26 protein-coding genes are annotated in these 24,784 nt (G+C 69.3%); 9 read left to right on the top strand and 17 right to left on the bottom strand.

The annotated features are described in order from the left end of the window. Positions 1-2: 2 nt before the first annotated feature. The 5 genes from ACZ6DT_RS30975 to gatC form a co-directional block, all read right to left on the bottom strand. Positions 3-698 (bottom strand): cupin, encoded by a 696-nt coding sequence (locus tag ACZ6DT_RS30975; RefSeq protein WP_465602013.1) that lies wholly within the window; start codon positions 696-698, stop codon positions 3-5. A 72-nt stretch (positions 699-770) separates the two neighbouring features. Further along, positions 771-1,280 (bottom strand): hypothetical protein, encoded by a 510-nt coding sequence (locus ACZ6DT_RS30970; protein ID WP_465602011.1) that lies wholly within the window; start codon positions 1,278-1,280, stop codon positions 771-773. Next, entirely contained in the window at positions 1,273-2,778 is a 1,506-nt protein-coding gene (gene gatB / locus ACZ6DT_RS30965; RefSeq protein WP_465602009.1) for an Asp-tRNA(Asn)/Glu-tRNA(Gln) amidotransferase subunit GatB, read from the bottom strand. Before gatB ends, ACZ6DT_RS30970 begins: the two co-directional genes overlap by 8 nt. Continuing rightward, entirely contained in the window at positions 2,775-4,292 is a 1,518-nt protein-coding gene (gene gatA / locus ACZ6DT_RS30960) for an Asp-tRNA(Asn)/Glu-tRNA(Gln) amidotransferase subunit GatA (RefSeq protein ID WP_465602008.1), read from the bottom strand. Before gatA ends, gatB begins: the two co-directional genes overlap by 4 nt. Further along, positions 4,289-4,588, bottom strand: a complete 300-nt coding sequence (gene gatC, locus ACZ6DT_RS30955) for an Asp-tRNA(Asn)/Glu-tRNA(Gln) amidotransferase subunit GatC (RefSeq protein WP_005162012.1) — start codon at positions 4,586-4,588, stop codon at positions 4,289-4,291. Before gatC ends, gatA begins: the two co-directional genes overlap by 4 nt. A 244-nt stretch (positions 4,589-4,832) precedes the next feature. Between gatC and ACZ6DT_RS30950 the strand changes: the two genes are divergently transcribed. Further along, positions 4,833-5,486 carry an ACT domain-containing protein gene (locus ACZ6DT_RS30950; protein WP_007031618.1) on the top strand — a complete coding sequence of 218 codons (654 nt, stop codon included), beginning with the start codon at positions 4,833-4,835 and terminating at the stop codon, positions 5,484-5,486. A gap of 99 nt (positions 5,487-5,585) precedes the next feature. Here ACZ6DT_RS30950 and ACZ6DT_RS30945 read toward each other — a convergent pair whose 3' ends face one another. The 4 genes from ACZ6DT_RS30945 to ACZ6DT_RS30930 are packed head-to-tail and all read right to left on the bottom strand — an operon-like array spanning position 5,586 to position 9,970. Next, complete coding sequence (locus ACZ6DT_RS30945; protein WP_465602006.1) at positions 5,586-6,083, bottom strand: GNAT family N-acetyltransferase; 498 nt, start codon at positions 6,081-6,083, stop codon at positions 5,586-5,588. Continuing rightward, on the bottom strand, positions 6,076-8,208 hold the full coding sequence (gene ligA / locus ACZ6DT_RS30940) for an NAD-dependent DNA ligase LigA (RefSeq protein WP_465602004.1): 2,133 nt from the start codon (positions 8,206-8,208) through the stop codon (positions 6,076-6,078). Before ligA ends, ACZ6DT_RS30945 begins: the two co-directional genes overlap by 8 nt. A gap of 10 nt (positions 8,209-8,218) precedes the next feature. After that, the gene (locus ACZ6DT_RS30935) at positions 8,219-8,911 is read right to left on the bottom strand and encodes a hypothetical protein (protein WP_465602002.1); all 693 of its coding nucleotides are present in this window, start codon (positions 8,909-8,911) and stop codon (positions 8,219-8,221) included. Between the two features lie 21 nt (positions 8,912-8,932). Continuing rightward, complete coding sequence (locus tag ACZ6DT_RS30930) at positions 8,933-9,970, bottom strand: methionine synthase (protein WP_465602000.1); 1,038 nt, start codon at positions 9,968-9,970, stop codon at positions 8,933-8,935. A gap of 120 nt (positions 9,971-10,090) precedes the next feature. Here ACZ6DT_RS30930 and ACZ6DT_RS30925 point away from each other — a divergent pair, with 120 nt between their 5' ends. The 3 genes from ACZ6DT_RS30925 (at position 10,091) to ACZ6DT_RS30915 (ending at position 12,447) form a co-directional block, all read left to right on the top strand. Next, a complete protein-coding gene (locus ACZ6DT_RS30925) occupies positions 10,091-10,885 on the top strand; it encodes an LURP-one-related family protein (protein WP_465601998.1) in 795 nt (264 codons plus the stop codon). Positions 10,886-10,969: 84 nt separating this feature from the next. Beyond that, positions 10,970-12,007, top strand: coding sequence for an MBL fold metallo-hydrolase (locus ACZ6DT_RS30920; protein WP_465601997.1), 1,038 nt, complete (start codon positions 10,970-10,972; stop codon positions 12,005-12,007). Then, the gene (locus ACZ6DT_RS30915; protein WP_465601995.1) at positions 12,004-12,447 is read left to right on the top strand and encodes a GNAT family N-acetyltransferase; all 444 of its coding nucleotides are present in this window, start codon (positions 12,004-12,006) and stop codon (positions 12,445-12,447) included. The genes ACZ6DT_RS30920 and ACZ6DT_RS30915 overlap by 4 nt, the downstream gene beginning before the upstream one ends. A 75-nt stretch (positions 12,448-12,522) precedes the next feature. On the opposite strand, the gene mnmA is transcribed toward ACZ6DT_RS30915, so the two are convergent. From mnmA to ACZ6DT_RS30900, 3 genes are read right to left on the bottom strand one after another with little or no spacing between them, the layout of a single operon-like run. Further along, positions 12,523-13,614, bottom strand: a complete 1,092-nt coding sequence (mnmA, locus tag ACZ6DT_RS30910) for a tRNA 2-thiouridine(34) synthase MnmA (RefSeq protein ID WP_465601993.1) — start codon at positions 13,612-13,614, stop codon at positions 12,523-12,525. 5 nt (positions 13,615-13,619) lie between these two features. Then, positions 13,620-14,819: a cysteine desulfurase family protein gene (locus ACZ6DT_RS30905; protein ID WP_465601992.1), complete on the bottom strand. Its 1,200-nt coding sequence runs from the start codon at positions 14,817-14,819 to the stop codon at positions 13,620-13,622. Between the two features lie 49 nt (positions 14,820-14,868). Beyond that, positions 14,869-16,266: an MFS transporter gene (locus tag ACZ6DT_RS30900; RefSeq protein ID WP_465601991.1), complete on the bottom strand. Its 1,398-nt coding sequence runs from the start codon at positions 16,264-16,266 to the stop codon at positions 14,869-14,871. 108 nt (positions 16,267-16,374) lie between these two features. Between ACZ6DT_RS30900 and ACZ6DT_RS30895 the strand changes: the two genes are divergently transcribed. Beyond that, a complete protein-coding gene (locus ACZ6DT_RS30895; protein WP_465601989.1) occupies positions 16,375-16,509 on the top strand; it encodes a hypothetical protein in 135 nt (44 codons plus the stop codon). 184 nt (positions 16,510-16,693) lie between these two features. On the opposite strand, the gene ACZ6DT_RS30890 is transcribed toward ACZ6DT_RS30895, so the two are convergent. The 4 genes from ACZ6DT_RS30890 to ACZ6DT_RS30875 all read right to left on the bottom strand — a co-directional run bounded on the left by ACZ6DT_RS30890 (position 16,694) and on the right by ACZ6DT_RS30875 (position 20,349). Beyond that, positions 16,694-17,623: a lysophospholipid acyltransferase family protein gene (locus tag ACZ6DT_RS30890; RefSeq protein ID WP_465601987.1), complete on the bottom strand. Its 930-nt coding sequence runs from the start codon at positions 17,621-17,623 to the stop codon at positions 16,694-16,696. Next, the gene (locus ACZ6DT_RS30885) at positions 17,620-18,402 is read right to left on the bottom strand and encodes a GNAT family N-acetyltransferase (protein WP_465601986.1); all 783 of its coding nucleotides are present in this window, start codon (positions 18,400-18,402) and stop codon (positions 17,620-17,622) included. Before ACZ6DT_RS30885 ends, ACZ6DT_RS30890 begins: the two co-directional genes overlap by 4 nt. A 176-nt stretch (positions 18,403-18,578) precedes the next feature. Next, positions 18,579-19,538: an electron transfer flavoprotein subunit alpha/FixB family protein gene (locus tag ACZ6DT_RS30880; protein ID WP_465601985.1), complete on the bottom strand. Its 960-nt coding sequence runs from the start codon at positions 19,536-19,538 to the stop codon at positions 18,579-18,581. Between the two features lie 25 nt (positions 19,539-19,563). Then, positions 19,564-20,349 (bottom strand): electron transfer flavoprotein subunit beta/FixA family protein, encoded by a 786-nt coding sequence (locus ACZ6DT_RS30875; RefSeq protein WP_465601983.1) that lies wholly within the window; start codon positions 20,347-20,349, stop codon positions 19,564-19,566. Positions 20,350-20,592: 243 nt separating this feature from the next. Between ACZ6DT_RS30875 and ACZ6DT_RS30870 the strand changes: the two genes are divergently transcribed. Beyond that, complete coding sequence (locus tag ACZ6DT_RS30870) at positions 20,593-21,444, top strand: DegV family protein (protein ID WP_465601981.1); 852 nt, start codon at positions 20,593-20,595, stop codon at positions 21,442-21,444. Here ACZ6DT_RS30870 and ACZ6DT_RS30865 read toward each other — a convergent pair. After that, complete coding sequence (locus ACZ6DT_RS30865) at positions 21,425-21,847, bottom strand: hypothetical protein (RefSeq protein ID WP_465601980.1); 423 nt, start codon at positions 21,845-21,847, stop codon at positions 21,425-21,427. The two genes, ACZ6DT_RS30870 and ACZ6DT_RS30865, sit on opposite strands and share 20 nt — an antisense overlap. Before the next feature lie 70 nt (positions 21,848-21,917). Here ACZ6DT_RS30865 and ACZ6DT_RS30860 point away from each other — a divergent pair, with 70 nt between their 5' ends. The 3 genes from ACZ6DT_RS30860 to ACZ6DT_RS30850 are packed head-to-tail and all read left to right on the top strand — an operon-like array spanning position 21,918 to position 24,701. Then, positions 21,918-22,691 carry a class I SAM-dependent methyltransferase gene (locus tag ACZ6DT_RS30860; protein WP_465601979.1) on the top strand — a complete coding sequence of 258 codons (774 nt, stop codon included), beginning with the start codon at positions 21,918-21,920 and terminating at the stop codon, positions 22,689-22,691. Continuing rightward, a complete protein-coding gene (locus ACZ6DT_RS30855; RefSeq protein ID WP_465601977.1) occupies positions 22,688-24,199 on the top strand; it encodes a 1,4-alpha-glucan branching protein domain-containing protein in 1,512 nt (503 codons plus the stop codon). The genes ACZ6DT_RS30860 and ACZ6DT_RS30855 overlap by 4 nt, the downstream gene beginning before the upstream one ends. 13 nt (positions 24,200-24,212) lie before the next feature. Continuing rightward, entirely contained in the window at positions 24,213-24,701 is a 489-nt protein-coding gene (locus ACZ6DT_RS30850) for a glutathione peroxidase (protein ID WP_465601976.1), read from the top strand. Positions 24,702-24,784: the final 83 nt, after the last annotated feature.

Below are 24,784 nucleotides of genomic sequence, written 5' to 3'. Positions count from 1 at the left end.
GGTCACATGTCAAGGAGGTACTCCGTTCGGTGCCCGCACATGCCATAACCGTCCTCTTTGGACGGAGCGGCGACCCGTACCCCGGCCCGCTCCAGATGGCTCACGTCGCCGTTCGCGAGCGCTTCCAGGTGTTCCCCGGTCAACTCGGCGGCGGCCAGCGCACCGGCACGCCAACGTGGGATCCAGGCGGCGACCTTCGGCGCGGCCAACGCGGCGGCCGCGCGGTGGAAATCCCTCAACGGGCCGGGGTTTCCCGACACGAGGGCTTCGCGCATCGGCAGATAGCCCTCGATCGCGAGATCGCGGCGACGGCGGGCGGCGTCGTCGTCCGCGGGCATCGCGGCCGCCTCCTCGTACGCGCCCGGGTCGGCGAGGATCGGCGGCGGAAAGGTGAAGACCGCGTCCCCCGCTTCGGGCAGCCCGCTGTTCTGCATGAGCACAGTGATCCGCAGGTCGTCGCGCTGCACCATCCGATGGACCGTGCCGGGCGCGAACCACGCGACGACACCGGGTTCGAGTTCGGTCTCCCGATAGCCGCCGACGTCGAGCGTCTGCACCGCGCCACGTCCACCGGTGACGACGTAGGCCTCGGTGCAAGCCAGGTGCAGATGCGGGCTGCCGCCGCACACCCCGTCCACGGCCTCCCATTCGTAGGCGCGCAGATGGGAAAGACCGATGCCGCCGGGAAGAGGGAACAAAATGAACTCCTCCAAAGAAAGCGCTTTCTCACGGGACCCCTTCGCATCCAGAGGACTGAATGCGAGGAGAACTCAGGGGCGGCGGACGCGGGTTTCCGCGCGCAGACGCCGGACGTCGAAGAACGCGACGACCGCGGAGACGACGGCGGCGAGCAGGCCGAGGTAGCGGCCGAGGCCGGACCCGATCTCGATGCCGGCGGCGGAGAGGATCCCGCGCTGGTCGGCGTCGAACTGCCAGTCGAGGCTGATCCAGCCGAGCAGCATCAGCAGCAGCGCGCCGACGGCCGCCATCAGCCACAGATGCGGCAGACCCGCGCGGCGGACGGCGTCGACGCGGCCGAACAGCACGACGGCGAGGCCGGGCAGGACCAGCAGGAACACCGGCGCCCAGGCGAGAAAACCCGAACGCCAAGCGTCACGCGTGACGTCGTCGGCGGGCAACGTCGTCAGGACGTCCTCGATCTCCGGGCGCGACGCGGTCAGCGTCGTCCACGGCAGGAACAAGGCCACTAACGCGAGCAGCCCGGCCCCGAGGCCGAGCCACTCACGCCAGGTGACCTTCTTCAAAGCGAGCTCAGGCACCGACTCGCTCGACGATCAGTTCGCGCACGCGCTTGGCGTCGGCCTGGCCCTTGGTGGCCTTCATGACCGCACCGACGATCGCCCCGGCCGCGGCCACCTTGCCGCCGCGGATCTTCTCGGCGACGTCGGGCTGCGCGGCCAGCGCCTCGTCGACCGCCGCGATGAGCGCGGAGTCGTCGGAGACGACCTTCAGGCCGCGCTTCTCGACGACCTCGGACGGCGAACCCTCGCCGGCGAGGACGCCGTGGGTGACCTCCTTGGCCAGCTTGTTGGTCAGCTCACCGGAGTTGACCAGCGCGATGACCTCGGCCAGCTGCGCCGGGGTGATCGCCAGCTCCGCCAGTTCGATCTCGCGGGAGTTGGCCTCCTGCGCCAGCGTGTTGACCCACCAGCTACGGGCCTCGTCCGGCGTCGCGCCCGCCTCGACGGTGGCGGCGACCAGATCGACCGCGCCGACGTTGAGCAGGTCACGCAGTGCCTCGTCGGTCAGGTTCCACTCGCGCTGGATGCGCTTGCGGCGCTCCGACGGCATCTCCGGGAGCGTCTTGCGCAGCTCCTCGACCCATTCGCGCGACGGCGCGATCGGCACCAGGTCGGGCTCCGGGAAGTACCGGTAGTCCTCGGCGGTCTCCTTGGTGCGGCCCGGCGACGTGGTGCCGTCGGCCTCCTGGAAGTGCCGCGTCTCCTGCTTGATCGTGCCACCCTCGGCGAGGATCGCCGCCTGGCGGGTCATCTCGTAGCGCACGGCGCGCTCGACACTGCGCAGCGAGTTGACGTTCTTGGTCTCGGTGCGCGTGCCGAACTCGGTCGCGTCCTTGGCCATCAGCGAGATGTTCGCGTCGCAGCGCAGGGAACCCTGGTCCATGCGGACGTCGGAGACATCCAGCGCGCTCAGCAGATCCCGCAGGGCGCTCACGTACGCGCGGGCGACCTCGGGGGCGCGGCCACCGGTGTGCTCGATCGTCTTGGTGACGATCTCGATCAGCGGAACACCCGCACGGTTGTAGTCGAGCAGCGAATGCTCGGCGCCGTGGATCCGCCCGGTGGCGCCGCCGACGTGCAGCGACTTTCCGGTGTCCTCCTCCATGTGCGCGCGCTCGATCTCGACGCGCACGACCTCGCCGTCGTCCAGCGTCACGTCGAGGTAGCCGTTGAAGGCGATCGGCTCGTCGTACTGCGAGGTCTGGAAGTTCTTCGGCATGTCCGGGTAGAAGTAGTTCTTCCGGGCGAACCGGCACCATTCCGCGATCTCGCAGTTGAGCGCGAGACCGATGCGGATCGCGCCCTCGACCGCCTTGCCGTTCACGACCGGCAGCGAACCGGGCATGCCGAGACAGGTCGGGCACACCTTGGTGTTCGGCTCGCCACCGAACTCGTTGGCGCAGCCGCAGAACATCTTGGTGTTCGTATTCAGCTCGACGTGCACCTCGAGGCCCAGCACCGGGTCGAACCGCTCGATGACGTCGGCGTAGTCCATGAGTTCCACTACGGCGGTCACTTCTTTCCTCCCAGCTCAGGAACCTCGTGCACCAGCGAGCCACCGTTGGCGGCGTCGCGTGCGGCCTCGTAGGCGGCGCCGACGCGGTACAACCTGTCGTCGGCCATCGCGGGGGCCATGATCTGCAGGCCGACCGGCAGGCCGTCCTCATGCGACAGTCCACTCGGGACGCTCATCGCGGCGTTGCCGGCGAGGTTCGACGGAATGGTGCAGAGGTCCGCGAGGTACATCGCCATCGGGTCGTCGACGCGCTCGCCGATCTTGAAGGCGGTGGTCGGCGTGGTCGGCGAGACCAGCACGTCCACCTTTTCGTAGGCGGCTTCGAAGTCCCGCGTGATGAGGGTGCGGACCTTCTGCGCCGAGCCGTAATAGGCGTCGTAGTAGCCCGAAGAGAGCGCGTACGTGCCGAGCATGATGCGGCGTTTGACCTCGGGGCCGAAACCCTTCTCACGGGTCAGCGACATGACCTCTTCGGCGCTGTGCGCGCCGTCGTCGGACACGCGCAGGCCGTAGCGCATGGCGTCGAACCGGGCGAGGTTCGACGAGCACTCGCTCGGCGCGATCAGGTAGTACGCGGGCAGCGCGTAGGTGAAGTTCGGGCACGAGACCTCGACGACCTCGGCGCCGAGCGCGCGCAGCTGCTCGACGGCGGCCTCGAACGACCGCAACACGCCCGGCTGGTAGCCGTCGCCGGCGAATTCCTTCACCACGCCGACGCGGACGCCCTTGAGGTCACCGGTGAGGCCCTGGCGGGCCGCGGCGACCACCGGCGGGACCGGCGCGTTGATCGAGGTCGAGTCCATCGGGTCGTATCCGGCGATGACCTCGTGCAGCAGGGCGGCGTCGAGCACCGTCCGCGCGCAGGGACCGGCCTGGTCGAGCGACGACGAGAAGGCGACGAGACCGTAGCGGGAGACACCGCCGTACGTCGGCTTCACGCCGACGGTGCCGGTGACCGCGCCGGGCTGGCGGATCGAACCGCCGGTGTCGGTGCCGATCGCGATCGCGGCCTCGAACGCCGCGATGGACGCCGAGGAGCCACCGCCGGATCCACCGGGGATACGGGCGTGGTCCCACGGGTTGTGCGTCGGGCCGAACGCGGAGTTCTCCGTGGAGGAGCCCATCGCGAACTCGTCCATGTTGGTCTTGCCGAGCACCACGACACCGGCCTCGCGCAGCTTGCGCGTCACGGTGGCGTCGTACGGCGGGATCCAGTTCTCCAGGGTCTTCGAACCGACCGTGGTCGGGATGCCCTTGGTGGTCAGCACGTCCTTGAGCGCCAGCGGCACGCCGGCGAGCGGCGACTTCGGCGCCTTGCCCTCGGCGACGTCGGCGTCCACCGCGCGGGCCGCGTCGAGCGCGCCCTCGGTGTCCACGTGCAGGAACGCGTGGATGTGGTCGTCGACCTCGGCGATCCGGTCCAGGTGGGCCTGAGCGACCTCGACGGCCGAGACCTCGCGGGACTGGATCTTCTCCGCGAGCTCGGCGGCGGTCAGCTTGATGAGTTCGGTCACTGTTCTTCTCCCAGAATCCGCGGCACCCGGAAACGACCCTCTTCGCTGGCCGGCGCACCGGCCAGCGCCTGCTGCTGGGTCAGCCCCGGTCGGACCGTGTCCTCACGGAACACGTTGGTCAGCGGCACGGCGTGCGACGTGGGCGGGACATCCTCGCCTGCGACCTCGCTCACCTTGGCCACCGAGTCCAGGATCTGGTCGAGCTGGCCCGCGAAGACGTCCAGCTCCTCTTCGGTGACGGCAAGCCTGGCCAGCTTGGCGAGGTGTGCGACCTCGTCGCGGGAAATGTTGGGCACGCGGGTGACTCCCGGGGTGTGCTGTGCGGGTTCTGTCGGAAGCTGCAAGTCTATGGTGGCGGCGTCGGCGAACTCGACTGGGTTATGCCGCGGCCTGCGCTCCCATGTCGGGTAAGGAGTGCTCGGTTCGTTATCCCACGCCCCGGACGTCGGGTCCCATTACCTCGTCCGGTCTGTCACAATCGGCGCCCGGCGTAGCGCGTTCCACGGCGAGGCTGGGACGCCTGAGGCGAGAGGGGCGCGTGTGTCGTTCCTGATCCGGGTCCAATTACCGGACACCCCGGGGACCCTCGGCGCGGTCGCCACCGCGCTCGGCACCGTCGGCGCCGACATCCTGAGCGTGGACGTGGTCGAACGCGGCGGCGGTGTCGCGATCGACGACCTCGTCGTCGAGATCCCCTCCGGCAGGCTGCCGGACGCGCTGATCACCGCCGCCGAAAGCGTCGACGGTGTCGAGGTCGACGCCGTCCGCCCGTACGCCGGGGTGCTCGACACCCATCGCGAACTCGAACTGGTCGAGGAGATCGCCGCGAAGCCCGCTTCGGGGCTGGAGATCCTCGCCGAAGGTGTGCCGCGGATCATCCGCGCGGGCTGGGCCGTCGTCGTCGAACACGCGGAGTCCGGGGCGGTGCGCCTGGCGTCGTCCAACGCCGCGCCCGAGACGCCGATCACCGACCTGCCGTGGCTGCCGCTGGAACGCGCCACCATCCTCGACGCCGAGGAGGCGTGGGTGCCGGAGACGTGGAAGGAACTGGGGACCGAACTCGCGGCCACGCCGCTGGGGAAGCCGGGGAAGGCGCTGCTGGTCGCGCGGCCGGGCGGGCCGAACTTCCGGGCCGCCGAGGTGGCGCGGCTGGCGCACTTCGCGGGGATCGTCGCCGTCGTGCTGGACAGCTGAGCGCTCGCTCCCCGTCTCGCCCCTTACGCGCGCTATGAACGGTCCGTTACTTGCAAATTTTGCAAGTAACGGACCGTTCATGGCATCGGCGGGCGGTGGTCAGGTGAGTTCCAGGCCGTAGGCGATCAGGGCCACCCCGGGATGCGGCTCCCAGTCCCGGTCGGGCAGCCGCACGAAACCGAGCCGCTCGTAGAGCCGGTGTGCCCGTGTCATCGTGACCAGGCTGCACAGCACCACCCTGGCCACGGCCAGTTCCCGCGCCCGCGCGATGACCGCCCTGGTCAGGGCCTCGCCGATGCCGCGTCCGGTCGCCGAGGGCAGCACCCCGAGCATGCGGAACTCCAGTTCGCCTTCGTGGGACAGCTCGGCGAAAGGGGTCCCCGGCAGGGCGATGGTGACCGTACCGACCGGCGTGCCGTCCCCGTCCACCGCGACCAGGAGTTCGGCCAGCTCCGCCCGGCGGGCGGCGTCGGCGAGTACGGCCGCGTAGCCGACGCCCTCCACGAGGCCATAGTCCGCCGAGTACGCGGCCAGGGTGAGTTCCCCGATCGCCGTCAGCTCCTCGGGGCGGGCGGGCCGGATCTCCAGGTCACTCACCGCTTTCCTCCTCTGTCGGCAGCGCGAGTCCGGCGGCGGCCTCGGGGCCGCTTTCGAGCAGCACGCGGAAGCCGTTCTCGTCGAGCACCGGCACCTTCAGCTGGACCGCCTTGTCGTACTTCGTGCCCGGCGCGTCACCGACGACCACGAACGCCGTCTTCTTCGACACCGAACCGGCCGCCTTCCCGCCGCGGGCCATGATGTATTCCTTGGCCTCGTCGCGGGAGTAGTCGTTCAGCGAACCGGTGACGACGATCGACAGGCCTTCGAGGTTGCGCGGGATGGACTCGTCGCGTTCCTCCTCCATCCGTACGCCGGCCGCGCGCCACTTCTCGACGATCTCGCAGTGCCAATCGACCTCGAACCACTCTTTCGCCGCACGCGCGATGGTCGGGCCGACGCCGTCGACGCTGGAGAGCTCTTCCTCCGAGGCGTTCTCGATCCGTTCGAGCGAACCGAATTCCCGCGCGAGCGCCTGCGCCGCCGTCGGGCCGACGTGCCGGATCGACAGGCCGACGATGACCTTCCACAAGGGGCGGTCCTTCACCGTTTCCAGGTTGTCCAGCAGCTTGCGCCCGTTGGCCGACAGTTCTCCCGCCTTGGTGCGGAACAGCTCCACCTGAAGCAGCTTTTCCTCGTCCAGATCGAAGATGTCACCCTCGTCGTGCACGACACCGGCGTCCAGGATCGCGACCGCGGCCTCATAGCCGAGCACCTCGATGTCGAACGCGCCCCGGCCACCCAGATGGAACAGCCGCTCCCGCAACTGCGCCGGGCACGACCGCGAATTCGGGCAACGGATATCGATGTCGCCCTCCTTCTGGTACGCCAGCTCGGTGTCGCAGTTGGGGCAGCGCAACGGCATGACGAACTCGCGCTCTTCGCCGGTGCGCGCGTCGGCGACCGGGCCGAGCACCTCGGGGATGACGTCGCCCGCCTTGCGGATGACGACCTTGTCCCCGATCAGCACGCCCTTGCGTTTGACCTCTTCCTGGTTGTGCAGCGTCGCCATCGCCACCGTCGATCCGGCCACCTTCACCGGCTCCATCACCGCGAACGGGGTGACCCGCCCGGTGCGGCCGACGTTGACCTGGATGTCCAGGAGGGTGGTGATCGCCTCTTCCGGCGGGTACTTGTAGGCGATCGCCCAACGCGGCGCCCGCGACGTGGTCCCGAGACGGCGCTGCAGCGCGACCTCGTCGACCTTGATGACGACGCCGTCGATCTCGTGCTCGGCGTCGTGCCGGTGCTCGCCCCAGTATTCGATGTGTTCCAGCAGTTCCTTGCCCGAACCGAGCACCTTGCCGTGCGGCGAGACCGGCAGACCCCACGCGGCGAGCGCGTCGTACGCCTCGGATTGGCGCTTCGGCTCGAAGCCCTCGCGTTTGCCGAGGCCGTGGCAGATCAGCCGCAGGTTGCGGGACTTCGTGATCTTGGGATCCTTCTGCCGCAACGACCCGGCGGCGGTGTTACGCGGGTTCGCGTACGGATCCTTGCCCGCCTCGACCATCTTCGCGTTCAGCGCCAGGAAGTCCTCGACGCGGAAGTACACCTCACCGCGGACCTCGACCAGCGCGGGCACCGGGAACTCGTCCGTCCCCGTCAGCCGCTCCGGCACCTGCTCCAGCGTGCGGACGTTGAGCGTGACGTCCTCGCCGGTGCGGCCGTCGCCCCTGGTCAGCGCCCGGGTCAGCCTGCCGTTCTCGTACAGCAGGTTGATCGCGAGCCCGTCGATCTTCAGTTCGGCGAGGTACTTCGTCGCGCCGATCTCCTTCTGGACCCGCTCGACCCACGTCTCGAAACTCTCGGTGTCGAAGACGTTGTCCAGGCTGAGCATGCGCTCGAGGTGGTCGTGCGCGACGAACTCGGTGGAGAACGTGCCGCCGACGTTCTGCGTCGGCGAATCCGGCGTCACCAGCCCCGGCTGCTCGTCCTCGATGGCCTGGAGTTCGTTGAGCAGCTCGTCGAACCGGCCGTCGGACACGATCGGTGAATCCAGCACGTAGTACCGGAACTGGTGGCCGCGGATCTCCTCCGCCAGTTCGGCATGCCTTTCACGGACGTCGGCGGGCACGTCCGTGACGTCCTGCGCGGGCTCGAGGTTTTCGGGAAGTTCGCTGCTCACGGGGGTGACTCTAGTCGGGGGTACCGACATTTCCGGACAACCTGCCGACCACCTCGCGTAGTTCCAGCAAGGTCAGCTGCCCGTCCTGGGCCTCGGTCACCAGCTCGACCTTGCCCAGCCGTTCGGCCGCGATCCGCTCACCCAGCGTGGCGTCCAGCGGCAGGAAGGTCATGGTCGTCCGCTTCTCCGGCGCGAGCTCGTCGAGCAGCGGATGGAACACGGTCACGTTCACCCGTCCGGCTGATTCGTCCACCTTTGCCGTCACCCGCACGTCGGCGAGCGCGATGCGGGTCTCGCCGAGGTTGACGGTGACCTCACTCGGATCGGGGACCGGCGGCACGGAGTCGTGGTACTCCCAGATGGCGTCCTCCGGCGGCGCCGCGGCCTTCCACGCGTCGGTGTACGGGCGCAGTTCCGGATCCTCCTGGCCGGTCAGCACCAGCGAGTAGATCGCCCGGTGCCCACGATCGAGGGAGAAGTGCATCCGGGGGTGCAGTGCCTCGACGATGGTGCAGAGGTCGTGTTCCACCCGATGCGGTTCACGGTCGCCGAGGGCGGCGCTGACCTCCGGCAGGAGCGCGAACCACGCCTCCCAGAACGTCGCCGCCGCGGCCGCCGCGTCCTCGGGGACCGGCTGCTCCGGCCAGGCGGTGCGGGGGTCGGGAACGTCCTCGGACTTACGAGGTCGGCGGAACAAACGCATGGAGGCACGCTACCGCGCCGTTCACCAGCCTTCAGGCGGTTCGGTGAAAGCCTTGCCCGCCTCCCGGCTGAGCGTGAGCGCGCGGCGCATCCAATCGGGGGTGGCGCCCGCGAGACCGCACGCCGGGGTCGGCACGACCCGTTCGGCGAGGATCTCGCGGCGGAAACCCAGCCGGTCGACGAGTTTGAACACGGGTGTGACCACGTCACGCAGTTCCACCGGCACGCCGGGGTCGGTCGTGGGGACGAGGCCGAACATCAGCGTCGTCCCGGAGTCCAGCGTCTCGCCGATCTCGTCGAGCTGCGCGGGCGAAGCGCCTTTCAGCAGGGTGAAATCGAAGGCGATCACCTGCGCCCCGGCCGCGCGCAGCAACGAGATCGGTGGCTTTTCGGCGCAGCAGTGCACCGCGACCGGCTGCCCGGTGACGCGCTCCGCCCCGGAGATCACCGTCGACAGCAGTTCGCGGGCCTCCGGCGCGGGCACGGCGGGAACGGTGCCGTAGCCGGACGCCGTCGGGAGAGCACCGGCGAGGACGTCGGGCAGCGACGGTTCGTCGAACTGGATCACCACCGGCGCGCCGATGCGCGATTTCAGTTCCGCGACGTGCCCGGCCAGTCCGTCGAGCAGCGACGCGGCGAAATCGCGCAGCGCGCCCTTGTCGGTGAGGATCCGGTGCCCACGCGGGAGTTCGATGTTCGCGGCCAGCGTCCACGGCCCGGCGACCTGGATCTTGAAGGCGGGCGGCGCGGCGCCTGCCTTTTCCCTCGCCTCCTGGACGGCGTCGAGGTCCCAGTTCATCAGGTCGACGGCCCGGCGGTGGTCGTGCCCAGCACGGGCGGCGACCCGGTACCCGCTCGGCACCACCTCGACGGCGAGGTCGACCAGCAGCGCCGCCGTCCGGCCGATCATGTCGGCCCCGACGCCGCGGGCGGGAAGTTCGGGCATACAGGGGAATTCGGGCAATTCGCCGAACACGATCGAAGCGGCCTCGACCGGGTCGGTGCCGGGCAAGGAACCGATCGCGGTGGCCGCGCCGAGAGGCCAAGGTCGTTCGTTCACACCCGGATTCTCCCCTTGGTCCGACCTGAGAGGACGGCGGGGCGGGGAAGGACACGGACATTCGACGCAATTGCCGTCGGCGAGCCCGTGACGGCGCCGAGCGGATTACGCTGACCTGCCATGACGAGCTCTCCACAGCCCGCCGGCTGGTACCCCGACCAGCAGAACCCCCGGATGTACCGATGGTGGGACGGGCAGGCCTGGACCGCGAACACGCGGCCGTCGCACGACGCCGAGATGATCGAGCTGGACGTCGAAGGCACGCACGACCCGGCGAAGGTCCGGGCGCAGGCGGCGAGGGCGACCCCCGGCCGCAACGGCGGCGGCACCCTGTTCTCCGAACCCGTGCTGGTGGTCAACCAGCGCGCGAAACTCATCGAGATGTCGAACGAGTTCGGGGTGTTCGACCAGGACGGCAACCGCCTCGGCGGGGTCGTCCAGGTCGGGCAGAGCACGTTGAAGAAGGCCATCCGGCTGCTCACGAACTACGACCAGTTCCTCACCCACCGCTTCGAAATCCGCGACGCGAACCACAGCACCGTACTGAAGGTGACCCGGCCGGCGAAGGTCTTCAAATCCCGCTTCCTGGTGACGAAGGCCGACGACTCCCCGATCGGCGAGATCGTGCAGGAGAACGTCTTCGGCAAGATCCGGCTGGGTTTCGTGGTCGACGGCCGGAAGATCGGCGGTATCTTCGCGGAGAACTGGCGGGCGTGGAACTTCGCGATCAAGGACGAGGCCGGCGTCGAGATCGCGCGGATCTCCAAGACCTGGGGCGGTTTCGTGAAGGCCGCCTTCACCACCGCCGACAACTACGTCGTCGAGATCCACCGGCCGCTGCGGGATCCGCTGGCCTCGATGGTGGTCGCCTCGGCGCTGACCATCGACACGGCGCTGAAACAGGACGAGGGCTGACGCCGCGTTTAGTCCTCTGAATGCGGTAGTTGCGTGTGCAAGGACCGCATTCAGAGGACTAAACGCGTGCGGGACGGAGGTCGCATGGAGCCGGTGCTTGAAGACGGCGAGCGGGACTGGGCCGAGCCAGGTGTCTACCCGGTTGCGCCAGGGGTCCACCGGATCCCGCTGCCCCTGCCGCAGGACGCGCTGCGCGCGGTCAACGTCTACGTCGTCACCGACGGCACCCGTCTGGTGCTCGTCGACTCGGGCTGGGCGCTGGAGTCGGCCCGCGACCGGCTTTCGCGCGGGTTGAAGGCGCTCGGCGCGGACCTCGGTGACATCGACGAGTTCCTGATCACCCACGTGCATCGCGACCACTACACCCTCGCCGTGGAACTGCGCCGCGAATTCGGCGGCAAGCTCGGGCTCGGGAAGCTGGAGGAGCCGTCGCTGACGCGCTCCGGCGATCCGGACCGGTTCCCGATGGAGGCGCAGGTCGGCCTGCTCGAACGCGGTGGCGCGGGACCCGTCGTCGAGGAGCTCGCCAAAGCCTTCGGCGGTGTCCGGCACACCGAGGCGCATCTGTGGGAGCGGCCCGACGAATGGCTCACCTCCGGCAAACGCGTGATCGTGCCCGGGCGCGAGTTCGACGTCGTGCACACGCCGGGCCACACGACCGGGCACGTCGTCTTCGTCGACGACGAGGCGGGTCTCGTGTTCTCCGGCGACCATGTACTGCCGCACATCACGCCGTCCATCGGGTTCCAGCCGGTGCCCGCCGAACTGCCGCTGCGCGACTACCTCGACTCCCTGCGCCTGGTACGCGGGATGCCGGACCGGCGCATGCTCCCCGCGCACGGCCCCGTCGCCGACAGCGTTCACGCGCGCGTCGACGCACTGCTGGAGCACCACCGCGACCGGCTCGAGGTCATGGGCGCCGAGATCACCGCGGACGTCACGACGGCGTACGAGGTCGCGCTGCGGCTGGGCTGGACGCGCAGGCGGCGCAAGCTCGGCGAGATGGACCCGTTCAACCAGATGCTCGCCGTCCTCGAGACCGGGTCGCATCTGGACCTGCTGGTGGCTCAAGGCAAACTGACCGCGGCCGAAACCGACGGGGTGCGACACTACGCCTCATGATCATCCGTCCAGCGCGCCGGGAAGACGTCGCGGCGATCGTCGGGATGCTCGCCGACGACCAGATCGGCAGCACCCGTGATTCCGCCGAAGACCTCACGCCGTACCTCGAGGCCTTCGAGGAGATCGACGCCGATCCGGCGCACCTGCTGATCGTCGCCGACGACGGCGGGGAGGCCGTCGGCACGCTCCAGCTGTCGATCATTCCCGGCCTGGCCAGGAAAGGCGCGCTGCGCGGGCAGATCGAGGCCGTCCGGGTGCGGGCGAGCCACCGTGGCTCCGGTCTCGGGGGCGACCTGATGAAGTGGGCCATCGACGAATCGCGGCGGCGGGGCTGCGCCCTCGTACAGCTGACGTCGGACGTGAAACGCGAGGACGCGCACCGGTTCTACGAGCGCCTCGGTTTCGAAGCGAGCCACACCGGCTTCAAGCTGAAGTTCTAGCCCTCTGCCGCATTTCGTCCTCTGAATGCGGTAGTTGCACGCGCAAGGAACGCATTCAGAGGACGAAAAGCGGGGTTAGCGCGTCCCCGAGATCTTCGCGCTGCCGAGCACGAGGTCGCCTTCGGTCGCGTCGGTGCGGTACAGCACGACGACCTGTCCCGGCGCGACGCCGCGCAGCGGCTCACGAAGCTGAATGGTCACCTCATCGCCGGAAACCTCAGCGACGGCCTCGACGATCCCACCGTGCGCGCGCACCTGCACGACACATTCGGTCGGGCCGTCCAGCGGCCGCTCGCTCGGCCAGATCGGGCGGTCCGCCTCGATCACGTTCACGCCGAGATCCCGCGCGGAACCGACCTTCACGGTGCCCGAAACCGGCTCCAGCGAAAGCACGTAGCGCGGCCGACCGTCCGGCGCCGGCGCCTCGATGCCGAGTCCCTTGCGCTGGCCGACGGTGAAGCCGTGCACGCCGGTGTGCTCACCGAGCACGGCGCCGGTCTCGGCGTCGACGAGCTGCCCGGGACGCTGACCGAGCCGCTTCTCCAGGAAGCTCTTGGTGTCGCCGTCCGGGATGAAGCAGATGTCGTGGCTGTCCGGCTTCTTCGCCACCGACAGGCCACGGTTCGCGGCCTCGGCGCGCACGTCGGTCTTCCACGAATCACCCAGCGGGAACAACGAATGCCGCAGCTGCTCCGGAGTGAGCGAGGCCAGCACGTAGGACTGGTCCTTGCCGGAGTCGACGCTGCGCCGCAACTCCGGCACACCGTCCACAACGGACAGACGGGCGTAGTGCCCGGTGGCGACCGCGTCGAACCCGAGCGCCATCGCCTTGTCCAGCAACGCTTCAAACTTGATCTTCTCGTTGCAGGTGACGCACGGGTTGGGCGTGCGGCCCGCGGCGTACTCGCCGACGAAGGTTTCGATGACCTCTTCGGTGAACCGCTCGGCGAAGTCCCAGATATAGAACGGGATGCCGAGGATGTCCGCGGCGCGGCGCGCGTCGCCCGAGTCCTCGATCGTGCAGCAGCCCCGGGATCCGGTGCGCAGCGTGCCGGGCTTCGCCGACAGCGCCAGATGCACGCCGACGACCTCGTGCCCGGCGTCCACGGCACGCGCGGCGGCCACCGCCGAGTCCACTCCCCCGCTCATCGCGGCCAGTACGCGCATCTTCCTCACACCTCTTGCTTCTGCGTCTGCTGCTTGCGCATTCCGGCGAGTCCCGCCTGCCTCGCCCTGTCGACGACGCCCGCGATCTCCCTCGAAACCGCTTCAACGTCTTCCGGCGCCGAGGTATGCCCGAACGAGAACCGCAGCGACCCGCGCGCGGCCGCGGGTTCGGCACCCATGGCCAGCAGCACATGGCTCGGCTGCGCGACACCCGCCGTGCACGCCGAACCGGTGGAACATTCGATGCCCTTGGCGTCCAAGAGCATCAACAGGCTGTCACCCGCGCAACCGGGGAAGGTGAAATGGGCGTGCGTGGGCAGGCGCTCGCCCTCGCCGCCGTTGAGCACCGCGTCCGGCACCTCGCGCCGGACGGCCTCGATCAGGTCGTCCCGCAGTTCGGCGACGCGTTTGGCGTACTCCTCGCGGCCTTCGGCCATGGCCTTCACCGCCGTCGCGAACGCGATCACCGCGGGGACGTCGAGGGTGCCCGACCGCACGGCACGCTCCTGGCCGCCGCCGTGCAGGACCGGCACGCACGCGGTGTCGCGGCCGAGCAGCAGCGCGCCGACGCCGTACGGGCCGCCCAGTTTGTGCGCGGTCAGGGTCAGCGCGGCCGCGCCGCTCTCGGCGAAGTCGACCGGCACCGCGCCGACGGCCTGGACGGCGTCGGTGTGCAGCGGGATCTCGTGTTCGGCGCAGACGGCGGTGAGCGCGGCGATCGGGTTGACCGTGCCGACCTCGTTGTTCGCCCACATCACGGTGACCAGCGCGACCGTCTCGGGGCTGTCGCCGAGGGCGGTGCGCAGCGCCTGGGGGGTCACCCGGCCCGCCTCGTCGACCTCGACCCAGACGATTTCGGCGCCCGCATGCTGCTCCAGCCATTCGACCGACTCGAGCACGGCGTGGTGCTCGACGGTGCTGCACAGCACCCTCGTCCGCTTCGGATCTTCACCGTTGCGGGCCCAGAAGATGCCCTTGACCGCGAGGTTGTCGCTCTCCGTGCCGCCGGCGGTGAAGATCACCTCGGACGGCCGGGCGCCCAGCGCCTCCGCGATCACTTCACGGGCTTCTTCGACCCGGCGGCGAGCCCGGCGCCCCGAGGAATGCAGCGCGGAGGCGTTGCCCACTGTGGACAGCGCCTCGGACATCGCCGCTACGGCTTCGGGCAACATCGGGGTGGTCGCCGCGTGGTCGAGATAGGTCATCGCACTCTTCAGGGTAGCCCGCTCCGGGGCGTGACCAAGCCCACCCTGCTCAGCGGGTGGCGCCGCTCATATCGGACGGCCACCGGCCGGTCACCCGCACCCCGAGCGCCGCGATGCCGGTCAGCACGACCGAAAGCACCACGATCGCCACCGAAGGTTCCTTCGCCGAGGCCAAGGAAGCGAGCAGAACCCCGCCCAAACCGATGGTCAGGGCCGATCCGACCCAGTCACCCAGTTGCAGTGCCGAGGTGTTGAACCCGCGTTCGGCCTCCGGCGAGTAGCGAAGGAGCAGCACCGAGATCGCGGGCATCGCGATCCCCATCCCGGCGCCGCCGACCGCCGACGCCACGAACGCCATCCAGCTGGGGAAGGAAGGCAACGGGACGAAGACGAAGATCGCCAAACCGGCCGCGACCAGCGCGAACCCGGTCCGCAGGGAAGCTTCGCGCGACCAGTCGAGCATGCGGCCCTGCAGCATCGAGCCCGCCGACCAGCCCAGCGCGGTCACCGTGAGGGGCAGCCCTGCCAGCGCGGGGCTGTAGCCGTGGACCTCGGTCATCGTGAGCGGCAGATACGCCTCCATCCCGGCGTACGCGCCCGCGATCAGCGCGCGGGAGGCGATCACTGTGGGCAACCCCGGCCGCGACGTCAGTGTCCCGGCGGGCAGGAGTTTGCGGAGCGCGTACGCGAGGGCGAAGAGACCGGCGCCACCGTAGGCCAGTGCCGCGAGGGACGGGTGCTGCGCCGCCCAGGTGAGCGCGGCGACGCCGAGGGCGGCGACCACCGCGGGCACGACCCCTGCCCGGCTGGTGGATTCGCCGGGTACGTGAGCCGGCAGCTTGCGCGTGACGACGACCAGCAGCGCGAGGCCGATCCCGGTGAGCGGGATCAGGCCGAGGAACACCCAGCGCCAGCCGACGCTCACGGTCACCACGCCCGCGATCGACGGACCGATCACCGCGGGCAGCACCCACGCGGCGGCGCTGGCGGCGTAGATCACCGGGCGTTCGCGGTCGCTGAAGGTGAGCGCGATCAGGAGCGACACCGAGACCAGCAGGAGACCGGAGCCGAAGCCCTGCAATCCCCTGCCGAGCAGCAGCAGCGGCATGTCGTGCGCGAGCCCCGCGACCAGCAGCCCGGCGGCGAACAGCGCGGTACCGGCGAGCAGCGCGGGCGCCGGGCCCTTGCGGTCACCGAGGCGTCCGGAAAGGACGGTCGCGACCACGCTGGCGACCAGGAACGTGGTGAAGGGCCAGGCGTACAGCGCGAGGCCGTCGAGATCGGCCACCATCGTCGGCATCGCGGTGGCGACGCCCATGCTCTCGAACGCGATGAGGGTGACCATGAGCAGCAGCCCGATCGTGGTCACGCGGTGCTCAGGTGTCCAGAGCACCCCCTTCGACTTGGATTTGTCCCCAGTGATCGCCATGCGACGAGCCTGCAACATCCAGTCCGGTGGAGGTCAAGCGAGCGCGGGGGCCATCCGGGGCGCGATCCCGCGAAACGAACAACGCCTGCCCGCGTGGGCAGTACCGTGCGAACACGGACGCACGCTGTGATCGCGGACCCGGCGGCTTACGCCCAAGGGCTGAAGTCCGGTTCCAGCTACGCGTCCGCCGACGCGGCCGAGGCGCATCGGGAGAGCGCTACGGGTCACGCGGGCGGGAAGATCACGCTGACCTTCGACTGAGGGCCGCGCGTACCCACCGGCGGCTGCTATGAACGGACCGTTCCTTGCAAATTTTGCAAGGAACGGTCCGTTCATAGCGCGCGAGGGTCGCCACACCGGCCGCCAGTCATACTGCGCCGCGAGTGTCAGGAAAGGGTCGTTCAGGACGAAAGATGTCCTGAACGACCCTTTCCTGACATACGCGCTACGGAGAGACCGTCTCGGAAGCCGAAGGCACCAGAGGCACCGAAGGAGCGACCGGGGCCAAGGCCGGGGCCAAGACCGGAGCCGCGACGCGAAGCCGCCGCTGCACCGGGATCTGCACCCGGCCGAGCGCCGCCTGCACCGCGGATTCCGCCAGCAGCGCCAGTTCCCGCCGGTCCGAAGCGCGGCCCGGCGCGATCTCCGGGCAGACGTGCACTTCCAGCACCAGACCGCGCAAAGCCGCGACCCGTCGCAGTGAGGCGATGAGCGACTCCGGTCCGATGAACGCCGGCTGGGTCGTCTCCCGCCCGTCGGCGAGCCGGAAGCGCAGCGCGAGCGGCCGCACCGGGACCCCGCCGTCGATCGCGGCCTGGAAAGCCGCTGGTCGGAACCGGCCCGAACCCAGACCGCACCAAGTGGTGCCCTCCGGCGTCACGCTGACGAGTGATCCGCCGCGCAGCGCGTCGGCGAGTTCGTCCATCGTCGCGGGCAGGCTCCGCAGGTTCTCCCGGTCGAGGAAGATGCTGCCGCCGCGGCGGACCAGCAGGCCGAGCACCGCCCAGGTGCCGACCTCCTTCTTGGCGAGCGCCCGCATCGGCTGGACGGCGTTGACGGCGATGATGTCCAGCCACGAGATGTGGTTGTTCACCACGAGCGCGCCACGGCCGGGCACGGCGCGGAAACGCTCGTCACCCAGCACGCGCAGCTGCACCCCGAACGAGCGAAGGATCCCCACGAAAAGCAGGCGCACCAGCCGTTCCCGGGGCATGCCACGCAGCACGAGTACCAGCGGCGCCGACAGGAAGGCGCCGAAGATGACGCCGATCGCCGCGGTGAACCGCAGGACGCGCCGCGGGAACGCCACCGTCGGCGCCCCTTCGCTCAGGCAGCCGTCGCCGCATGGCGACTTCGGCATCCAGGCGTGAGTCATCCCTGCACTCCCAGGAAGTACTTGAGGTACCGCTCGTCGACGTTGTGCAGATCCAGCAGGACGAAGAAGTCCGCGACACCGAAATCCGCGTCGAGCGCGGGCGGGCCGTGGATTTTCGCGCCCAGGCGGGTGTAACCCTTGATGAGCGGCGGGAGGATCGCTCGGTCGGGCCGCTCGACTTCCTCGGTGCGCCAAGGGTTCAACGGCGTCACGCGCAGGGATTCGTCCGCGTAATGCTTGGCGCGCAGGAGATCCCAGACACCGGCCGCGTAGACCCCGCCGCCGGTCAGTGGCACGGAGGCACAGCCCGCGAGGTACCGGTGACCGGCCAGCAGCATGTAACGCCCGATCCCCGCCCAGACGAGGCTCACCACGGCGCCGCTGCGGTGGTCGGGGTGCACGCACGAGCGGCCCGTCTCGACCAGCGAAGGACGCAGCGAATCGAGCGCGGTGAGATCGAATTCGCTGTCGGAGTACAGCTTTCCCGCCCGCGCGGCCCGATCGGGCGGCAGCATCCGGTACGTGCCCACGATCTCGCCGGTGTTGTCGTCCCGCACCACGAGGTGGTCGCAGAACTCGTCGAAGTAGTCGACGTCGAGGCCGGGTTCGAGCGAATTGAGCGTCGCGCCCATTTCCTCGGCGAACACCTGATATCGAAGACGTTGCGCGGCAACGACTTCTTCATTCCCGTTGGCCACGAGGAGGGAGTAACGCGGCGAGTCGGCCGGTAGTTCGACACCTGCCTGGTCAGTACTGACGAGGAGCTGTGACGTCGTCATAAGCAAGGTCTACCCCTCGGGGGGTACCAACGACGATGCGCCCGATGGCCGAACAGTGCACGTTCAGTTAATTGCGGGTTCTCAGGGTTCTCTCAGACTGGAAGGTCACTTTCGGATCACAGAAAAGGGGCCGCCCGGGAAAGAAATCCCGGACGGCCCCGCTTCGAACGAGGGACTCAGCCCTTGCGCTTCTGGACCTCTTCGGTCAGCTGCGGCGCGACGTTGAACAGGTCGCCGACCACACCGAAGTCGGCGATCTCGAAGATCGGCGCCTCGGCGTCCTTGTTGACCGCGATGATGGTCTTCGAGGTCTGCATACCCGCCCGGTGCTGGATCGCACCGGAGATGCCGAGCGCGATGTACAGCTGCGGCGAAACCGTCTTACCGGTCTGGCCGACCTGGAACTGCGCCGGGTAGTAGCCCGAGTCGACGGCGGCGCGGGAAGCACCGACGGCGGCACCGAGCGAGTCGGCGAGCGTCTCGACGACGTCGAACTTGTCGGCCGAGCCGACACCGCGGCCACCGGAGACGACGACCGAGGCCTCGGTCAGCTCCGGCCGGTCGCCGCCGACGATCGGCTCGACGCCGGTGACCTTGGCGGACTTCGCCGGATCACCCGCGGGGACCTCGACGGTCTCCTCGGCGGCCGCGCCTTCGGCCGGGGCGGCCTCGACCGCGCCGGGGCGGACCGAGATGACCGGGACACCCTTGGTGGACTTGGACTTCACGGCGAACGCGCCACCGAAGATGGACTGGTCCACGGAGCCGTCGCCGTTCACGCCGACGGCGTCGTACAGCAGACCGGAGCCGAGGCGGACCGCGACCCGGGCGGACACCTCCTTGCCCTCGGCGCTGGCCGCGACGAGCACGGCGGCCGGGGAGGTCCGCTGGGCGAGCGCGGTGAGGACGTCCACCTTCGGGGTGACCAGGAAGCCGGTGGCGTTGTCGCCCTCGGCGACGTACACCTTGGCGGCGCCGTGCGCGGCGAGGGCTTCCTTCGCCTTGGCGGCGGTGCCGGTCGGGCCGACGACGACCGCGGACGGCTCACCCAGTTCCCGAGCGGCGGTCAGCAGTTCGAGCGTGACCTTCTTGACTTCACCGTCGACGTGGTCGACGAGGACGAGTACTTCAGCCATTTCCCTATTCCTCCTCGAACCTGTCTCAGATGAGCTTCTGCGCGACCAGGTAGGCGGCCACCTTGCTGCCGCCGTCACCCTCGTCCTCGACGCGCTCACCGGCGGTGCGCGGCGGCTTCGGGGAGGCTTCGAGCACGGACGACCAGGCGTTGCCGAGGCCGACCTCGCCCGCGTCGACGCCGAGGTCCGCGACGGTCAGCGTCTCGACCGGCTTCTTCTTCGCGGCCATGATGCCCTTGAAGGAGGGGTAGCGCGGCTCGTTGATCTTCTCGCCGACGCTCACCACCGCGGGCAGGTTGGCCTCGAGGTGCGTGACGCCGTCCTCGGTGTAGCGGTCGGCCTTGATCGAGTTGCCGTCGACGGTCAGCTCGTTCACGTGGGTCAGCTGCGGCAGGCCGAGCAGCTCGGCGATGATCGCCGGCACGGCGCCACCTCGGCCGTCGGAGGCCTCGTTACCGGTGATGACCAGGTCGAAGCCGTCGACCTTGGAGATCGCGGCGGCCAGCACCTTGGCGGTGGCGATCGCGTCTGAGCCGTGAAGGGCCTCGTCGGAGACGTGGATGGCCTTGTCGGCACCCATGGAAAGCGCCTTGCGGATCGCGTCGGTCGCGCGGTCGGGACCCACCGAGACGACGGTGACCTCGCCCTCGCCGGCTTCCTTGATCTTCAGGGCTTCTTCGACGGCCTTCTCGTTGATTTCGTCGAGCACGGCGTCGGCGGATTCGCGGTCAAGAGTGTTGTCGGCACCGGAGAGCTTCCGCTCCGAGTAGGTGTCCGGTACCTGCTTGACCAGGACAACGATATTCGTCATGGGTCTACTTCGACCTCCCGTTAGTGGCCGGCGTCGGCCACGGGGCAACAGCTCTACTGGCCGGTAGATTAGGGCCATTTCGGCGCCGCGGCCCGCCGAGGTGACCTCATTCACCTGGATGCACGTTTTAGTGGGACCATCGTCCAGGTAATTCACCCGGAAGTGAGTGTAACCGGCCGACTAACCCGAACGGCCGTATTCCGGGGTACTCCCGGTACGTTCGACGGGCTAATCTGCCCCACCATGCGTTCCATTCCCGGCCCCGTCGCCGTGATCACGGACTCGACCGCCTGCCTTCCCACCTCGGTCGCCGAACGCTGGGGAATCGGCGTCGTTCAGGTCCAATTGCAGGTCGGAGAGCAGTTCGACGAAGAGAACCGCTACGACCGCGACGAAATCATCGGCCATCTGCGCGCCGGGACCCCGGTGAAGACGGCGCCACCCGAGGTCGCCGCGTTCTTCTGGGCGTTCCAAGAGGCCGCGAGCAAGGGCGCCTCGGCGATCGTCAGCATCCACATCTCGGGCCGGATGTCGGAGACGGTGAACGCCGCCCGCGAGGCCGCCCAGCAGGTGAACGTCCCGGTCCACGTCCTCGACAGCGGGACCACCGGGATGAGCCTCGGCTTCGCGGCGACCTCGGCGGCCAAGGTCGCCGCCGCCGGCGGGCAGGCCACCCGGGTCATCGACGCCGCCGAACGCCGGTTCCGCGGCAGCCGGGAGATCCTCTACGTCGACACGCTGGAGTTCCTGCGGCGTGGCGGCCGGATCGGCGCCGCGCAGGCGTTCCTCGGTTCGGCGTTCTCGATCAAACCCCTGCTGACGCTGAAGAACGGCGAGGTCGCACCGTTGACCCGGGTGCCGGGCCAGCGGCGCGCGCTCAACAAACTCGTCGATCTCGCGGTGGAATGCGCGGGCGACCGGGAGGTCGAGGTGGCCATCACCAGGTTCGGCCCCGACGAACGCGACCTCGAGATCGGCGGGCGGCTGCGGGCGAGGCTGCCGCATATGGTCGACAGCACCCTGGTCGACGCCAGCATGATCCTCGGCGCCCACCTCGGCCCCGGCGCCATCGGCATCACGGTGTCGCCGGTGTAGCCCGCTTCGAGGGGATCAGTGCCACCACCACCGGGAGTACCGCGCCCAGCGCCGTCGTCGCGACGATCAGCACCTGGTCCACCGGTTCGAAATGCGAGACGTGGCCGAGGTGGTAAAGGAAGTGCGGCAGTCCGAAGCAGAAGGTGGCGAGCGCCGCGAGCCTGGCCACGGCGGTCGTCCCGATCACGGCGGCCCCGATCAGGATGGCGGCGAGGGCCAGGTTGAGGCCGCCGAAGTCGTGGAGCAGGTGTTCGTTGAAGGGGCCGTCCATCGCCACCCAGCCGGTGCGGAATCCCGGGAAGTCGCGGTAGAAGCCGTCCGGGCTGAACAGCGCCCACAGCCCGACGGGCAGTTCGGCGAGGCCGAAGACGACGAGCAGTACGCGGGTGAATGTCCTTTGCATACCTCCTGGACTCCGGCGGCGCGCGAAACGTGACACGCGAGCCGAAGTGACCGGCCGGTAGGGTCGCGGCGTGACCACCCCAGCCACCAGGGCCGAAGCGCTGCACCTCACCGGTGAACGCACCGTGCCGGGCATCGCCGAGGAAAATTACTGGTACCGCCGTCACGAGGCCGCGTATCGGAAGCTCCTGCCGCTGTGCGAAGGCAAGACCGTCCTGGAGGCAGGCTGCGGCGAGGGATACGGTGCCGGGCTCATCGCCACCGTCGCGGAGCGGGTGCTCGCGCTCGACTACGACGCCCCCACCACCGAACACGTCGCCCGTCGCTACCCCGGTATCGGCGTGGCCAGGGCGAACCTGGTGTTCCTGCCGCTGCGGGACGCGTCGGTCGACGTCGTCGCCAACTTCCAGGTGATCGAGCACCTGTGGGACCAGGGCGCCTTCCTCGCCGAATGCCACCGTGTGCTCTCCCCCGGCGGGCGGCTGATCGTCACCACGCCCAACCGGCTGACCTTCACCCCGGACAGCGACACCCCGCTCAACCCGTTCCACACCAGGGAACTCGCACCGTCCGAATTGGACGAACTGCTGCGCGACGCCGGTTTCGAGGTCGAGACGCTGCACGGTCTGCACCACGGTGAGGGCGTCAAGAAGCTCGACGTCAAGTACGGCGGCTCGATCATCGACGCCCAGCTCGACGTCGTCATGGGGCAGCTTCCCGGTCAGGCGACCTGGCCCGCGGAATTGCTCGCTGACGTCGAAGCCATCCAGGCCGCGGATTTCGCCATCCACGGCGAAGACCTCGACGACAGTCTCGACCTCGTGGCCGTGGCGGTGCGCCCATGAGCGAGTACGAGGGCACGTTCTGCCTCGTCGTGCACAGCCATCTGCCGTGGCTGCCGCATCACGGCTCCTGGCCGGTCGGCGAAGAATGGCTCTATCAGGCCTGGGCGCATTCCTACCTGCCGATGGTCGACCTCCTGCGCCGCTTCGCCGACGAGGGTCGCGAAGACGTCCTCACCCTCGGCATTACGCCGATCCTCGCCGCCCAGCTCGACGACCCGTACTGCATCGACGCCTTCCACGACTGGCTCGGACACTGGCAGCTGCGCGCCTGGCACGCGTCCACGCTCTGGCGCGGCGACCCGCTGCTGCGCGACCTCGCCGCGAGCGAGTACCGAACCGCCACCAAGGCGTCGGAAGAACTCGAAACCCGGTGGCGCCACGGCTTCTCACCGATCCTCCGGTCCTTTGTGGACAACGGGACGATCGAACTGCTCGGCGGTCCGCTGGCGCATCCGTTCCAGCCGCTGCTCGACCCGGCGGTCCGCGGCTTCATGCTGCGCGGCGGCCTAGCCGACACCGCACTGCGGATCGGACAGCGTCCCGAAGGCATTTGGGCACCCGAATGCGGTTACGAGCCCGGCATGGAAGCCGGATACGCCGCCGCGGGTGTCCGGCGGTTCATGGTCGACGGCCCCTCCCTGCACGGCGACACGTCGGCGGCGCGCACCGTCGGCGATTCCGACGTCGTCTGCTTCGGTCGCGACCTCGAAGTCACGTACCGCGTCTGGTCGCCAAAGGCCGGCTACCCCGGCCACGCCGCCTATCGCGACTTCCACACCTGGGCGCACGAAGTCGGCCTCAAACCGTCCCGGGTGACCGGCAAGACCGTCGAACCACCGGACAAGGCGCCGTACGACCCGGCGATGGCGGCGGCCACCCTGGGCGGCCACGTCCAGGACTTCGTCGACACCGTCGTCGCCCGGTTGCGCTCGCTCAAGGCCGAGCACGGCCGCGAATCGCTCGTCGTCGCCGCGTACGACACGGAACTGTTCGGGCACTGGTGGCACGAGGGCCCGGCCTGGCTCGAAGGCGTCCTGCGCGCCCTGCCCGAGGCGGGCGTCCGCGTCACCACGCTCAAGGGCGCCCTCGAAGCAGGCCACCTCGGCCGGAAGGTCGACCTCCCGGCGTCGTCGTGGGGATCGGGCAAGGATTGGCGGGTCTGGGACGGCGAGCAGGTCGCCGACATGGTGCGGGACAACACCGCGTTGCAGCACCGGATGCTCGACCTGGTCACCGGGATGGACACCACGACGCGGGACGCCGTCCGCGATCAGGCCGTCGCCGAAGCGATGCTGGCGCTTTCGAGCGACTGGGCCTTCATGGTCACCAAGGATTCCGCCGCCGACTACGCGCGGCGGCGGGCGAAAGTGCACACCGAACGGTTCGACACGCTCGCCGGACTGCTCCGCGAGGGCGCGCTCGACCGCGCGCTGGAGACCGCGGCCACGTTCCGGCGCGACGACGGGCCCTTCGGCCATGTCGACGCGCGTGACCTGCTGAGGAAATGACGAAAGGGCAACCATGGGCATCCACGACATCCCGCTGAAGACGCTCGCGGGCGAGGACACCACGCTCGGCGCGCTCGAAGGCAAGACGCTGCTGGTGGTGAACGTGGCGTCGAAATGCGGACTGACGCCGCAGTACACCGGACTGGAAAAGCTGCAGGAACGCTACGCGGACAAGGGTTTCTCCGTCGTCGGGTTCCCGTGCAACCAGTTCGCCGGACAGGAGCCGGGCACCGCCGAGGAGATCCAGACCTTCTGCTCGACGACCTACGGCGTTTCGTTCCCGCTGTTCGCGAAGCTGGACGTCAACGGGGAAACCCGCCACCCGCTCTACGCCGAACTCACCAAGGCGGCCGACGCGGAAGGCGCCGCCGGCGACGTGCAGTGGAACTTCGAGAAGTTCCTCGTCACCCCGTCCGGGGACGTGGTGGGCCGATTCCGCCCGCGCACCGAACCCGAAGACGTCTCGATCACCAAGGCGATCGAGGCGACGATCGGCGCCTGATGGAGCTGAAGGGGGACTTTCCCGCATGCGCTGCGCGGAAAGCGCCCTGCACCTGCAGGGGTGATCGCCCCGTCCGGTCCCGA

This window comes from Amycolatopsis sp. NPDC041971, from assembly GCF_055588925.1.
The sequence above is the reverse complement of the archived record's forward strand: the minus strand, read 5'-3'. Positions and strand labels throughout refer to the sequence as shown.